Origin of the sequence: Streptomyces acidiscabies, assembly GCF_020010905.1 — a bacterium.
Lineage (GTDB): Bacteria > Actinomycetota > Actinomycetes > Streptomycetales > Streptomycetaceae > Streptomyces > Streptomyces acidiscabies.
This window is the reverse complement of sequence record NZ_JAGJBY010000002.1, coordinates 1391191-1404002: the sequence shown is the minus strand read 5'-3', so window position 1 is coordinate 1404002 and position 12812 is coordinate 1391191. Positions and strand designations below refer to the sequence as shown.

Annotated in this window: 11 protein-coding genes; 3 read left to right on the top strand and 8 right to left on the bottom strand. The window is 70.4% G+C overall.

Annotated elements, in window-relative coordinates; all coding sequences use genetic code 11:
* Positions 1–11: 11 nt before the first annotated feature.
* Both J8M50_RS49360 and J8M50_RS33255 read right to left on the bottom strand, forming a co-directional pair.
* On the bottom strand, positions 12–3437 hold the full coding sequence (locus J8M50_RS49360) for an AAA family ATPase (RefSeq protein ID WP_059046105.1): 3426 nt from the start codon (positions 3435–3437) through the stop codon (positions 12–14).
* A 781-nt stretch (positions 3438–4218) separates the two neighbouring features.
* Positions 4219–4881, bottom strand: coding sequence for an NADPH-dependent F420 reductase (locus tag J8M50_RS33255; RefSeq protein ID WP_010350017.1), 663 nt, complete (start codon positions 4879–4881; stop codon positions 4219–4221).
* Positions 4882–5492: 611 nt separating this feature from the next.
* Between J8M50_RS33255 and J8M50_RS33250 the strand changes: the two genes are divergently transcribed.
* A complete protein-coding gene (locus J8M50_RS33250) occupies positions 5493–6293 on the top strand; it encodes an ABC transporter ATP-binding protein (RefSeq protein WP_010350018.1) in 801 nt (266 codons plus the stop codon).
* 9 nt (positions 6294–6302) lie between these two features.
* On the opposite strand, the gene J8M50_RS33245 is transcribed toward J8M50_RS33250, so the two are convergent.
* On the bottom strand, positions 6303–6515 hold the full coding sequence (locus J8M50_RS33245; protein WP_010350019.1) for an EF-hand domain-containing protein: 213 nt from the start codon (positions 6513–6515) through the stop codon (positions 6303–6305).
* A 48-nt stretch (positions 6516–6563) separates the two neighbouring features.
* Positions 6564–7475, bottom strand: coding sequence for a helix-turn-helix domain-containing protein (locus tag J8M50_RS33240; RefSeq protein ID WP_010350020.1), 912 nt, complete (start codon positions 7473–7475; stop codon positions 6564–6566).
* A gap of 61 nt (positions 7476–7536) precedes the next feature.
* Here J8M50_RS33240 and J8M50_RS33235 point away from each other — a divergent pair, with 61 nt between their 5' ends.
* Positions 7537–8172: a GNAT family N-acetyltransferase gene (locus J8M50_RS33235; protein WP_010350021.1), complete on the top strand. Its 636-nt coding sequence runs from the start codon at positions 7537–7539 to the stop codon at positions 8170–8172.
* A 3-nt stretch (positions 8173–8175) separates the two neighbouring features.
* Here the strand turns inward: J8M50_RS33235 and J8M50_RS33230 are convergent, their stop codons facing one another.
* The 3 genes from J8M50_RS33230 to J8M50_RS33220 form a co-directional block, all read right to left on the bottom strand.
* Positions 8176–8766: an ADP-ribosyltransferase gene (locus J8M50_RS33230; protein WP_010350022.1), complete on the bottom strand. Its 591-nt coding sequence runs from the start codon at positions 8764–8766 to the stop codon at positions 8176–8178.
* Positions 8767–8853: 87 nt separating this feature from the next.
* The gene (locus tag J8M50_RS33225) at positions 8854–10017 is read right to left on the bottom strand and encodes a YncE family protein (RefSeq protein ID WP_010350023.1); all 1164 of its coding nucleotides are present in this window, start codon (positions 10015–10017) and stop codon (positions 8854–8856) included.
* The gene (locus tag J8M50_RS33220; protein ID WP_050987096.1) at positions 10014–10817 is read right to left on the bottom strand and encodes a polysaccharide deacetylase family protein; all 804 of its coding nucleotides are present in this window, start codon (positions 10815–10817) and stop codon (positions 10014–10016) included. Before J8M50_RS33220 ends, J8M50_RS33225 begins: the two co-directional genes overlap by 4 nt.
* Before the next feature lie 108 nt (positions 10818–10925).
* On the opposite strand from J8M50_RS33220, the gene J8M50_RS33215 reads away from it, so the two are divergent.
* Complete coding sequence (locus J8M50_RS33215; protein ID WP_010350026.1) at positions 10926–11387, top strand: PH domain-containing protein; 462 nt, start codon at positions 10926–10928, stop codon at positions 11385–11387.
* Here the strand turns inward: J8M50_RS33215 and J8M50_RS33210 are convergent.
* Positions 11384–12781, bottom strand: a complete 1398-nt coding sequence (locus tag J8M50_RS33210; protein WP_010350027.1) for a sulfatase-like hydrolase/transferase — start codon at positions 12779–12781, stop codon at positions 11384–11386. The genes J8M50_RS33215 and J8M50_RS33210 overlap by 4 nt on opposite strands.
* Positions 12782–12812 lie beyond the last annotated feature (31 nt).

The window sequence follows — 12812 nt, the reverse complement described above, 5'->3', positions numbered from 1 at the left end:
GGTACGGCTCGTCAGTCGTCCAGCTTCAGCGCCCTGAGTTGGTCCCGGCTCAGGTGCAACTTGTCGTAGGCGTGCTGGAGATGGGTCTCCACGGTCTTCTGCGCGACGCCGAGGCGGCGGGCGATGCCCTGGTTGGAGAGGCCGGTGCGCATGAGGCGTACGGCTTCGCGCTCGCGCGGGGTGAGGGCGGCGAGGGCGGAGACCGGGCCGGTGAGGCTCAGGCCCAAGTCGGCTGCCAGGCGCCGGGTCTGGGCCTCGTAGGCGTGGGCGCCACAGGCGGTGAAGGTGTGCAGGGCCTCGCGTAACGCCGCCTCCGCAGCCAATCCCCTACCTAGGGACGATAATTGACGTGCCGTCACCAGCCGTACGCGGGCGCCCTCCAGGGGCAGGCCCGCTTCCTTCGCCAGGGTGAGTGCCTCCTCGCAGGACGCGAGGGCGGCGGCCGGTTCGCCCTCGGCCTCGCTGATCTGGGCGCGGACCCTGGCCACGGCGAGGTGGGCGGAGACGCGGTCCACCTCGCGGGTCCGGGCCACGAACTCGGCCAGTTCGTGGGCGGCTTCGGCCGTGCGGCCCAGTCGGGAGAGGGCGTCCGCGCGGACCGGGCCGAAGAGGTGGGCGCCGGGTTCTCTGGACGAGTAGTGCGTCTCGATCGCCTCGGCCGCGTCCAGGAAACCCTCGTGGTCCTCGGCGGCCTGGGCGATGGCCGCGCGGGCGCCCGCCGCGAACGCGAAGCTCATGGGGCTGGCGAGGAGCTGGGACCAGTCGGTGGCCTCCCTCGCGTGCCGCGCCGCCTCCTCCCAACTGCCTTGCGCGGCAAGGGGGTAGCAGGCCAGGGCGTACAGCAGGGGGTAGTCCCAGACGCGGCCGTTCTCCGCCGCGTCCCCGATCGCCGACGCGGTCAGCCGGACCGCCTCCGTGAGGTTCCCTCTGCGGTACTCGGCCTCTCCGAGGAACCCGAGGCCCTGTCCGATCCGCAGGGGCTCGCCGCGAGTTGCCCGCTCGACCGCGCTGCCGAGGTCCGCGTGGGCGCCGTCCAGGTCGTCCGTCCAGAGACGGATCATGCCGCGCGCGACCAGGCCGTCCAGGCCGGCGGGGGCGCCTGGGAGGTGGACCGTGCGCAACTCCCTCAGCGCCTTGTCCGCGTCCCCTGCGAGGGCGGTGCCCACCGTCTTGGCGAACCAGGCGAACGCCCTCACCCAGGGTTCCTTCGTGGGGGCGGCTACTGCGGCTTCGCCGTAGAACACCATGTCCTGGTAGTCGAGTTGGACTACGCCGATGATGGCGAGTTGGGTGGCTATGCGAGCTTCCAGGTCGGCGGGGGTGGTCGAGGGGGGCGCGGGAGTCTCGTGGTCCTGGAGGTGGTCCTGAAGTGGGCTTCCCTCCACGGGAGTTGCTCTCCTCGCCGCCCGCACGCCCTCCAATGCCCGTAAGAACAGCCCCCGCGCCTCCGCGATCCGTCCGCCCAGCAACACCAGGTAACCGTTCACGTAATCCACCCACGGCCCCGGTGTCAGCGACGTCAACTCCCCTTCGTACCGCCGTGCGGTGGACGCATCGCCGCTCACCAGGAGTGTCTCCACGGCCGTGAGGAGGCGGGCGCGGACATGTGGGCCCGGTGGGGTCAGTTCGAGGGCGTGTCCGGCGTACACCGCGGCCAACCTGAGGTTCCCGAGGGAGAGTTGGCGGCGCGCCTCCCGCTCGGCGGCGAGCGCGACGTCCTCGTTCTGGCCCTGGTCCGCGGCGATCCGGTGCCACAGCGCGTCCGGTCCGCCGAACTCGGCGGCGGCACGGTGCAGTTGGCGACGGCGCCCCGGGCTCATGTCGCTGTACACATAGTCGCCGATCACCCCGTTGGGAAACGCGAGCGTACGCCCACCGGTGCCGGGCACCTCCACCAACAGCCCTGCACGCACGGCCTCGTCAAGCGCCTCACCCACATCACCGCCCGCACCTCGCACCGCGCCCCCGCCCATACCGGGCGCACCTGCGCTGCCGCCCACTCCGACCGGCCCGACGCCGCCCACCACTCCGACCGGACCCACGTCGCCCATCGCTCGGGCCGACTCCACGTCGCCGACCACTCCAGCCGACCTCGCATCGCCCAGCGCTCCGGCCGACTCCACCCTGCCGGGCACTCCGCCCGGCCTCACGCTGCCAGGCAACCTCGCCGACCCGACGTCGCCGACCACTCCGGCCTGTCCCGCTACACCCGGCACTCCCGCCGACTCCGCACCGCCGACCGCTTCGACCGACCCCACATCGCCGGGCACCCCCGCCGACTCCGCCTCGCCGGGCGCTTCGCCCGACCCGCCGCCACCGAACACCCCCACCAACCCGATGCCGCCGACCGCCCCGGCCTGTCCCGCACCGCCGACCGCCCCGGCCGACTCCGCACCGCCGGGCACCCCGCCCGACCTGCCGTCACCGAGCACCCCCGCCGACCCCACGTCGCCGACCACTTCAGCCTGTCCCGCACCACCGAACACCCCGCCCCACCCCACCCCGCCAGTCACCTCACCCCCGTACCCGTCCCCCACCCGCAACCCCGCCAACTCCCTTGCCTGCGCCAGCAGAAACCGCCGTCCCAACACCGCCCCGGCCGCCACGAGGTCCCGCGTCGCCGGTGCGCAGGACCCCAGCCGGGAAATGAGTGTCAGCGGCATCGACCGGTGCGCGGGGAGTGGGCCCTGTCCGTACGCGAGCGCGTGGGGAGCGACCTGTTGGAGCAACTGCCGTGCGTGCAACGGGTTTCCGCCGGTCAGCTCGTGCAAGTGCGCTGCCCCGGACGGGGAGAGCCGGGGCTGTCCCCAGGACGGCGCGAGTCGCAGCAGCGCGTCCGCCGAGAGCCCTTCCAGCCGTACGACGTCCCCCTCGCCGGACTCGACCAGCCGCCGCCACCCCTCGTGGAGCCCCTCGTGCGCACGCCCCCACGAACGCCCCTGCGTCACCGCCGCGTCGACCGGCACGTGCGCCAGCACGAGCAGTACAGGTTCGTTGCGCAGCGACCGCGCGGCGAGCCGCAGGGCCGTCATCGACGCGCGGTCACCCCAGTGCGCGTCGTCGACCACGACGACCACCGGCCCGACCCGCCCCAGATCCTCCGCGAGCGCACGGGCGACCAGCGCGGGATCGGCCTCCTCGGTCAACTCCCCGCCCCGCGCGCCGGGCAGCTCCTGCACGACCTGCCGCAGCACCTCCCAGGGTCGCCGCTCCCACGCCTCGTCCCCGTAGGACCGGGCGACGAGCGGCGGCGCGACCTCCTTCAGAAACGCGCCGACCAGCGCCGACTTCCCGATCCCCGGCGCACCTTCGACGACTACGACGGTGGGCCGCAGCCGCAAGGTCCGCCGCCAGGCATCCCGCAGCACACCGAGCTCGGCGCCGCGCCCGGCGAGCGGAGAGGGATTGGGTACGAAAAGTTCACCACTGGCCGCCACGGAGCCACCCCTTCCCCGCCGGAGGACGCCCAGTATGACCGGATTGGAACGCCCGGAACAGACTCGCGACGGACGGGAGACGGAGGGGGACGGATTCGGGGGGCCAGACCGACCCTGCGGGGTACGCGGGTAGCTCGCGCGGGGTACGGGCCCGCCCCGGCGAGGCGGGCGGATCAGCCCTGGGAGGTACCCGGGTAATCCGCGCGGGGCACAGACCCGAGCCCGCGAAAACGAGGGTCACCCCTGGGGCGTACCCGGGTAGTACCCCGGACGTCGGGCTACCTCCTGCGGGGGCGGCGGGTAGCTCGGAGGTACTACCGGGGTACACCGCAGGGCCAACCCGCGCGCCTTGCGGGGGCGGCGCCCCCTCGGAGGTACTACCCGGGTACACCCCAAGGCCGACCCTCCCACCTCACGGCAGCGGCACGACCCTCAGCGGTACTACCCGGGTACGCCGAAAGGCGACCCGCACGCCTCGCGAGGCCAGCTCGGGCTCCGCGGGTACTACCCGGGTACACCCCAAGACCGACCCGCCCATCTTGCGGCAGCGGCGCGAGCCTCGGGAGTACTACCCGGGTACCCCCAAAGGCCGACCCGCCCGTCTCGCGGCAGCGGCACGACCCCCAGGAGTACTACCCGAGTACGCCTAAGAGCGTCCCGTACGCCTCACGGAGTCGGCCCGGGCTTCGCGGGTACTACCCGGTTACACCCCACCCACCCCACCCCCAACGGCCCGCCCCCGAACCCACCACCCCCGTACTACCCCCGCACCACTCCCGCCCTACCCCCGAAACCCCTCCGTCCGCTCCACCGAAGCCTCCCCCAACGCCTTCCGCACCGCATCCACATCCCCCTGCAACCCATACACCGGCGTAGCCGGCTGCTGGCGCCACGACTCGTCGATCGTCCCCGCGTCAACCGTGTCGAACCCCAGCTCCTCGACCAACGCCCGCACCTTCGCCTTGGCGACAGGGTCGTCCCCGGCGACAGGCACGGCGATCCGCTCGGGGTCGCCCGCGGGGCGATGCCGGTCCAGGATGTCCTGCGCGTACGTACCGTTGAACACCTTCACCACATCGTGCCCGAGGTGATTGGCCACCCACCGGCTCTCCGTGATCCCGCTGTCCTCGATCTCCCCGATCCGCCCGTCCCGCTCACGCGGGTAGTAGTTGTTCGTGTCGACGACGACAGCCCCCTCGGCCGCCCCGGCAAGAACATCGTCCGGCAGCCCGGGAATCGCCTTGAGCGGAATGGTCACGACAACGACCTCGGCCCCCTTGGCAGCGTCCTCCACGGCAACGGCAGTCGCCCCGGTCTCAGCGGCAAGATCACCCAAGGTCTGCGGCCCCCGAGAGTTGGCGACAGACACGTCATGCCCCACCGCGGCAAGCCGCCGCGCCAGGTTCCCGCCGATGTTGCCCGCCCCGATGATCCCGATCTTCATGACTGACCCTCCAATGGATGCACACGCATATACCCCCCAACCAAACTCCCCCACCCCCTATTCCGCCCCCGCCGCACACTCCAAGCAACCCCACAACCCCCGAGCCCGCAACCCCACACCCACACGACGGAAAACCCACAACCGACACCTCGACCCCCAACCCCGCCATCGCCACCGCCACCGCCACGGCGGAAAAGCCGCAACCGGCGACCCGAACCCCTACCCGCACGGCGAGAGACCCGCGAACGGCGAGCCCGCCCCCGCCTGCCCCGCACGGCGGGAAACCCGCAACCGGCACCTCACCCCCTCTCCCCGCTGGCACGGCGGGAGAGCCGCGTACGGCGGGAAGCGGGGTGCCGGGGGTGCGGCGCAGCCCGTCGCTTACGAAGACCACAGCCCACGGCTCGGTCCACCCCACCGCCCAACACCACCCGCGACGGGCTCGCCGCACCCCGGCACCCCCGACCCACCCCCAAACCCCCGCGCGCCTCCACAGCCCACTCACCGCCAACAATCAGCCCCCGCAACCGCTCAGCAGCCTGCTCGCCGAGAGGACCGGGACGAACGGACCCCCGGCATGACCGACCCCATCAACTTGTTAGCGTCCCCACATGCCCGACACCCTCGTCCTGCACGCAACAGACACCCACGTCGTACGAGACGGCCGAGCAATCCTCCAGGAGGTCACGCTCAAGGTCCGCACGGGGGAACACTGGGCGCTCCTGGGCGCCAACGGAGCAGGAAAGTCAACGCTGTTGGGCCTGCTGGGCGCAAGGGTGCACCCAACACACGGAACGGTGGACGTCCTGGGAAAACGCCTGGGCCGGGTAGACGTACGGGACTTGAGGACGTACGTCGGACACGTGGACCCCCGCCACCCCCTGCACACCCCACTGACCACCCGCGAGGTCGTACTCACCGGCATCACCAACTCGGTAGCCCCGCTCCCACGTTGGCAACCGACCCCCGAACAGCGCGACAGAGCAGAGGAGTTGATGAACACGCTGGGCCTGGGACCCCTCAAGGAGGCCCGCTGGCCCACGCTTTCGCAGGGTCAGCGCGGCCGTACGCTGATCGCGCGGGCCTTGATGCCGGCACCCCGCCTACTGCTGCTGGACGAACCGGCAACGGGCCTGGACCTCCCCGGCAGAGAACAACTGATCGGCGCGCTGGGAAAACTCGCGGAGGACCACCCCGACCTGGCAACGGTCCTGGTAACCCACCACCTGGAAGAACTCCCACCGCACACCACGCACGCCCTACTGCTGAGGGACGGCCGCGCACTGGCCCAGGGCCCGGCACCGGAAACCCTCACCCCGGACCTGGTAGGCAAGTGCTTCGACCTCCCCCTGACCCTGGACCGGCACGCCGATGGCCGCTGGAGCGTACGCATCCAGCGGCCAAGGCAATGACCAGAACGACTACTTGCTCAAGTGCGCCCAGAACTCGTCGAACGACAGCTTCTTGTCCCCGTCGAGATCCCGGCTCTTGATGATGGACTCGGCGACGGCCTCGGTGACGTTCCAGTCGCCACCCTGCGCGAGGGCGGTCTTGAACTCGGCCGCGGTGATCTCGCCGTCACCGTCCGTGTCGATCCGGTCGAATTCCTTGCGCGCTTCTTCGATGTTCGCCACCGATCCGCCCCTTATCCACTGCTTGCTGTCCGACTGACGCAGGTCAGACTAGCCGCCCGTGGAGACACGCAGCGCGGTGACCACCCACGCGAAGTCCTCCGCGTGCGGCGGCGCGGGCTGCCGGTTCACGATGGAGAGCAGCTCCCGGTACCGCGCGACGCGCTCGTTGAACCCGGCGGTCATCCGCTCCAGTACGTCGGAGAGGTCGACGTCCCCGAACAGATCCCGCAGCGCGTCCCGGGCCTCCGCGGAGTCCGGCGCAACCCCCCGCTCCCGCAGCGGCGCCACAAGCTCAACAAGCCGCTTGGCGAACCAGATCGACTCCCCGGACGGCGAACTCCCCGTCCGCCCCGCCGCGTTGAACTCGACAGCCCGCCGCATCTGCGCACGGAACTCCGGGTCCTGGATCATCTCCGCCAACTCGACCCAGGCGTCGACCTGTTCGGGCGTCGGATCGTCGGACAGCTCGACGGCCATCCGCCGCATCCGCTCCTGGACGTCCGGGTCGACCGACGGCAGCCCGTGCAGCGTCTCCGCCACGAACTCCTCCATGAGCCGCTGCCGTTCGGCCGCGGACAGCTTCGCCAACCTGTGCATGAGAGTCATCTCCTCCGTCGTGGAACCTCGTCGTGCGACGCTCGACAACACGGCCCGGATTACTTTCAGCGACCTGATCTGTACGTCGATGGCGGCGACGTGCGTCGCGGCCACCTCGGCGACGGTCCGCTCCCCGGCCAGCACCTCGCGCACGGCGTCGAGCCCGAGCCCGAGTTCGCGCAGAGTGCGGATCAGCTCCAGCCGCGCGGCACCCTCGGCGTCGTACAGCCGGTAACCGCCCGCCGAGCGGCCGACGGGGTCGAGAACGCCCTCGTCGGACCAGTAGCGGACGGTGCGGACGGACAGCCCGCTGGAGCGGGCCAGCTCGCCGATGGTGAACAGCCCCGTACCGTGGTCGATCATGTGTCGGAGTCTGGGCCTTCCAGTGGGTGGAGACTCAAGAGGTGCGTTCAGGAGGCGTCCGATGGAGACCTTGCGGGACATTCTCGACGGCGTGGCGCACGGCGTCTTCCCCCCGCCGGACGGCCGCACGACGGTCGTCCCCCAGATGTCGCGACGCGACGCGGGCGTCCTGAACTTCACCGCGCACGCGGTGGTCTTCCTCGACGAGGACCCGGAGTGGGTGTACGCCCAACTTCGGCGCACCCGCTGCGATCCGTACTCGGCACCGACCCATCCGGCGTTCCTGCACGCCCTGTTGGATCACACGGGCCGTACGGCGGAGACGATCGACACGATGCTGGTGGCCCAGCCACGCAAGGGTGAACTCCCGTTTCCGCTAAGGGAGATCACCGACACCGGGCACCCCCGGGTGACGTACGCACTCGAACGCCGAGACGACGTACGGGCCTGGCAGGCGGACGGCGGTGTCCTGGTCCTGGGACGCGGGATCGGCGGACGGCTCGAAGTGTCCGTGGAGGTCGACGACGCCGTACGCGGCCGGGGTCTCGGGCGCCAACTCGTCACCGCCGCCCGACACTCGGCCAGTGAGCCGGTGTGGGCGCAGATCGCGCCGGGGAACGCCCGCAGTGTGCGGGCGTTCCAGGCGGCGGGCTATGTGCCGGTGGGGTCAGAGCTGTTGATGCTCAGCACCCCTTGAACCTCAGTGCCACGGCACGAAGTAGGGGTTGCTCTCGCAGTCGTCCATGATCTCGATCTTCTTCACCTTGTCGACCGGGCACACCCCGAGGATGTACTCGCGGGCGATCCCACCCGGGAACGCGACCTCGACCTGGTCCGCCCACTTGTGCGTGTCGCCGATGGTCTTGTTGACGTCGATGCCGCCGGGCGCGTCGATGTAGTAGTTCCAGCCGGACTTGTACCAGGTCTTGTACAGGTCGTGGTCGTAGCTCGTGGAGACGTACGGGGAGGGCTGGTTGACCAGCACGTACTTCTCGACGTCGTACTGGCCGTTCTCTACGTCCTTGGCGAAGAACCCGAAGGGGAAGATCTTGTCGGGGGTGCGGCTGTCGCTGCGGTAGAGGGTGCCGCAGGTGGTGCGCCAGACGGGGTCGGGGGTGATCCGGTCGAGGTGGACGTTCTTGTCGGCCGCCGCCTTCAACTTGTCTTCGAACTGGGGGCACTTGGGGGCCGCCGCGAGGGTCGGGGCGGGAGCCGCGGCCGAGGTCGCGAAGACGGCGGTCAGGCACAGGACGACGGCCGCGGTGCGCCGCCGTACGGAAGTGGTGATCATGCGGGGCAGCCTGCCGGGTACGGGGCTGCCGGGCCGGGACCTTCACCCGTACGGCGGCGAGTCAACTGACCCTGAGTCAAACGGGGTTCACCGGAAGATGCCCGTGTGCCCCAGCGAGTAGCGCCCCGGCTGCGGGTAGACCGCGAGTCCGTGCGGGCCGGAGCCGACCTTGATGCGGGCCAGTTGCTTGCCGGTGCTGGTGTCGATCGCGTACACCTCCGCGTCGTAACGCCCCGACAGCCAGAGGACTTTGCCGTCCGCCGAGACGCCGCCCATGTCGGGGCTGCCGCCCTGCGGGAGGTGCCACTTCTTCGTCAGCTTGTTCTGCGTGAAGTCGAAGATGGAGATGGTGCCCTCGCCCCGGTTGGAGATGTACATCTCGCGGGAGTCGCGGCTGACGTAGAGGCCGTGGCAGCCCTTGCCGGTGGGGAGGAACTCCGGTTTGCCGAAGGTCTTTCCGTCGACGATCCACATGCCGTCGGCCATCATGTCGGCGATGTAGAAGCGCTTCCCGTCGGGCGAGATCTTCACGTCCTGCGGCATCGCGCCGTCGAACGGGAGCTTCTGCTGGCCGACGACCTCCATCTTCTCCGTGTCGACCTTCAGGAGTTCGCCGCTGAACTCGCAACTGACGATGAAATAGCGGCCGTCGAGCGAGAAGTCGGCGTGGTTGACGCCGTAGCAGGTGACCGGCACGGTCTTGATCCGCGCCATCGTGTGCGGGTCCCGGAACGCCAGCTCCCGGTCCAGGGACGCCATCACGACCGCGTACTTGCCGTTCGGCGTGAAGTACAGGTTGTACGGGTCGTGCACCTCAACCGGCTTGCCCGCCTTGCCGGTTCGCGGGTCGATCGGCGTGAGGGTGTGGCCACGGTTGTTGTTGACCCACAGGGTCTTCAAGTCCCAGGAGGGGACGACGTGTTGGGGCTGGCGGCCGACGTGCAGAGTCTCGACGATCTTGTACGTCTTCGGGTCGATGACACTCACCGTGTCCGACTCGGTGTTCGGGACGTACACGCGGGACGGGAAGTCCTTGACGACCGGCGAGAGGCGGTTCGGGCGGTCGGCGGCGTACACGTCCTTCGGGTCGAGCACCGGCGGCATGCCAGGCAAACCCTGTGAAACCGTTTTCTTCACCGGCGCCGGGATGGCGGCCTTCGTGGGCTCGGTCTTCTGGTCCCCGCTCTGGGTGCCGCAGGCGGCGAGCGCCGCGGCGAGGAGGAGGGCGACGAACGCAGGACGACTCTTCAACTGAGCAGCTCCGTGGTGGTGACCGCGCGCAGCCCGCGGCGGCCGAGTTCTTCGAGGACGACGGGGAGGGCGGCGACCGTGTCGCGGTAGCCGAAGTGCAGGCTCACGACGGAGCCCGCGCGGGCGTCGCCGAGGACCGCGCGGGCGACCTGGTCCGCGCCGGGGGAGGTGAAGTCGAGCGGGTCGACGTCGTACGACAGGACGTGCGGGTACCCGGCCTCCCGCGCGAGCCGTACCACCAACGGGGAGGCGCGCGCGGCCCGCGACGGCCTGAACCAGTTCCCGATCCCGCCGGTCAGCCGCTTGAGCCGCTCGGCACACGCATCGATCTCCGCACGCGCCTCGGCCTCGGGCATGTCGTTGATCCCGAGGTGCCGCTGCGTGTGATTCCCCAGGTCATGCCCCCCGTCGAGAATCCGCCGGGCCATCTCGGGATGCTCGTCGAGCCAGGTCCCGACGGCGAGCACGGTCACCCGAGCCCCGGCCCGCTCCACCTCCCCGAGCACCGCCTTGGCGATGCTCGGATCACCGGCGCCATGAAAGGTCAGCGCGACCTGGGAGTGGGTACGCGGCCCGGTCGCGATCTGCGCCGGTTCGCGGGGGAAGGCGCGGGGAGTGGGTACGGCGATGAGGGTGCGGGCCGGCGCGCGCGACGGGGTGGCGCCGGGCACGGCACGGGACGGCTCGGCACGGCCCGGATCACCACGCCCGGAACACGAGGCAACGAACACGCCCCCGGCAACAAGCCCAGCACCCGCCCGCAGCGCGGCACGACGGTCGGTCGTAGTCACCTGGCCCATTTAAGGGGGTTGCCGCCCGAAAACGGGTGATTCACCCGTCCGGGGGCGCAGAAGGATGCGGATCTCACTGGACGCCGCGCCGACCGTGCCCGACGATGCGACGAACACATGATCTCTTCGACGAACGGCTACCCCCGCGTGCATCCCCCGGGCCCTTATCGCCTCAGCCGCCGCCAGGTCAGACTCCCGCTGGCAGTCGTCTACGTACCCGCCATGATCCTCCTGTCGGTGCTGACGGCCTGCGGAGCCCTGGCCTTCAGCGCCAGGGACCTGCTGATCCTGGCGCTCGGCCCTACATCGGCCGTCCTGCTCGTCCCGTTCTTCAGCGATGACCGGGTGCAGCTCACCGAGGTCGACGTGCGCTTCCGGAGCGGCTTCCGCAGCCACGAGATCCGCTGGGCCGACATCACCCGCCTGGAGGTCCGATCCCTCTTCGGCGTCCGTCAGCTCGTCCTCCACACCACCAGCGGCAAACGCCGCACCCTGCCCGCCCCGCAGTCCTTCACGGACCCGGGGTTCGACGACAAGGCCCGCGAGATCACCGACTGGTGGCTCCAGCGGCGCGCCTAGCTGTACGGCAACAACGTCGCCGCCGTCCTCTCCCACGCCGCCTTCAGCTCCGCCAGCAACTCCGGTTCGTCCTGCGCCAGGTCGGCCTGTTCTCGGGAGTCGGCCGCGAGGTTGTAGAGGTGGTCGTCCTTGTCCTTGTCCTGGTAGTACTTCCAATCGCCCCGGCGTAGCGCCTTGTTGGCTCGGACTCGCCAGAACAGGTCCCGTTCCGGGACCACTTCACCGCGTAGCAGGTAGCCCGCGAGGCTCGTGCCGTCCAGGGGGTAGGCGGGGTCGGGACGCGCGCCGCCCAGCTCCAGCAGGGTCGCCGTCCAGTCCGGGGAGAAGTTCGGTTCGTGGCTGACCTGGTTGGGGTCTATCCGGGACGGCCAGCGGAGGATCGTGGGGACCCGGATGCCGCCCTCCAGGAGCTGGAACTTCTGGCCGCTCAACGGCCAGTTGTAGGAGTAGCGTTCGCCGCCGTTGTCACTGGCGAAGAGGACGACCGTGTCGTCCTCCTGACCCGAGCGGCGCAGCGCGGCCAGGACCTCGCCGACCGCCGCATCCAGACTCTCCACCATCTCCGTGTACTTGGCGACCGACCCCCCGTCGTAGTGGTTGAGGGCGACGACAACGTCGGCCTGACTCTTCGCCGCCCGGATCTTCGCGGCGATCTCCGCCCCGGTCTCCGCGTCCCCCTCGGCGAGCCAAGGCCAGTGCGGGGTGGTGAAGTTGAGGTTCAGCAGCCACGGCTTGCCGTGCTCGCGGGACACGTACTCGACGGCCCGCTCGGTGAGGACGGTCGTGTAGTACCGCAGGTCCTTGTACTCGGCGTCCCCCTCGAAGAGGTCGTACTCGCCGAGCTGCCCCAGCTTGGAGAAGTACTCAAGGACGCCACCGTGGTTGCCGAAGAACTCGTCCCAACCCGACTTCGTGGGGCTGTAGTCGGGCAGCCATCCGCAGTGCCACTTCCCGATGAGCGCCGTCGCGTACCCCGCCCCCTTCAACAGGGAGGCCAGCGTGGGGTGTTCGGGGTCGAGCCCCTGCGTCCGGTTCCCGACGGGCTCCGCGAGCCCGCCCGGCGTACGCCCCGGATACCGCCCGGTGTAGAGGCTGAAGCGGGTCGGCGAGCAGGTCGCGGACCCGGAGTACGCGTCGGTGAACCGCACCCCCTCCCGCGCGAGCCGGTCCAGATGAGGCGTCTTGATGTGCGGCGCGCCGTACGAGGAGAGGTCGGCCCAGCCGAGGTCGTCCCCGAGGATGACGAGGAAGTTGGGGCGCGCGCCACGACGGCGTGCGGCCCTGAACGGCCGTTCCGCAGGCGCCGCTTGAGCCTCGCCGGCCGTCCCGGCGACAGCCGTGACCGCGCCACCGCCCACCAGACCGCCGAACGCGCGACGGGATATCTCAGACATACGGCAACCTCGGCACGGGATTCACGAAGGG

What these genes read in the sequence shown, in the direction of transcription:
- J8M50_RS33250 (WP_010350018.1), top strand. Translation starts at nt 5,493, where the DNA reads ATGCCCGACACCCTCGTCCTGCACGCAACAGACACCCACGTCGTACGA.
- J8M50_RS33240 (WP_010350020.1), bottom strand. Translation starts at nt 7,475, where the DNA reads ATGATCGACCACGGTACGGGGCTGTTCACCATCGGCGAGCTGGCCCGC.
- J8M50_RS33230 (WP_010350022.1), bottom strand. Translation starts at nt 8,766, where the DNA reads ATGATCACCACTTCCGTACGGCGGCGCACCGCGGCCGTCGTCCTGTGC.
- J8M50_RS33215 (WP_010350026.1), top strand. Translation starts at nt 10,926, where the DNA reads ATGATCTCTTCGACGAACGGCTACCCCCGCGTGCATCCCCCGGGCCCT.
- J8M50_RS33210 (WP_010350027.1), bottom strand. Translation starts at nt 12,781, where the DNA reads ATGTCTGAGATATCCCGTCGCGCGTTCGGCGGTCTGGTGGGCGGTGGC.
- J8M50_RS33235 (WP_010350021.1), top strand. Translation starts at nt 7,537, where the DNA reads ATGGAGACCTTGCGGGACATTCTCGACGGCGTGGCGCACGGCGTCTTC.
- J8M50_RS33255 (WP_010350017.1), bottom strand. Translation starts at nt 4,881, where the DNA reads ATGAAGATCGGGATCATCGGGGCGGGCAACATCGGCGGGAACCTGGCG.
- J8M50_RS33220 (WP_050987096.1), bottom strand. Translation starts at nt 10,817, where the DNA reads ATGGGCCAGGTGACTACGACCGACCGTCGTGCCGCGCTGCGGGCGGGT.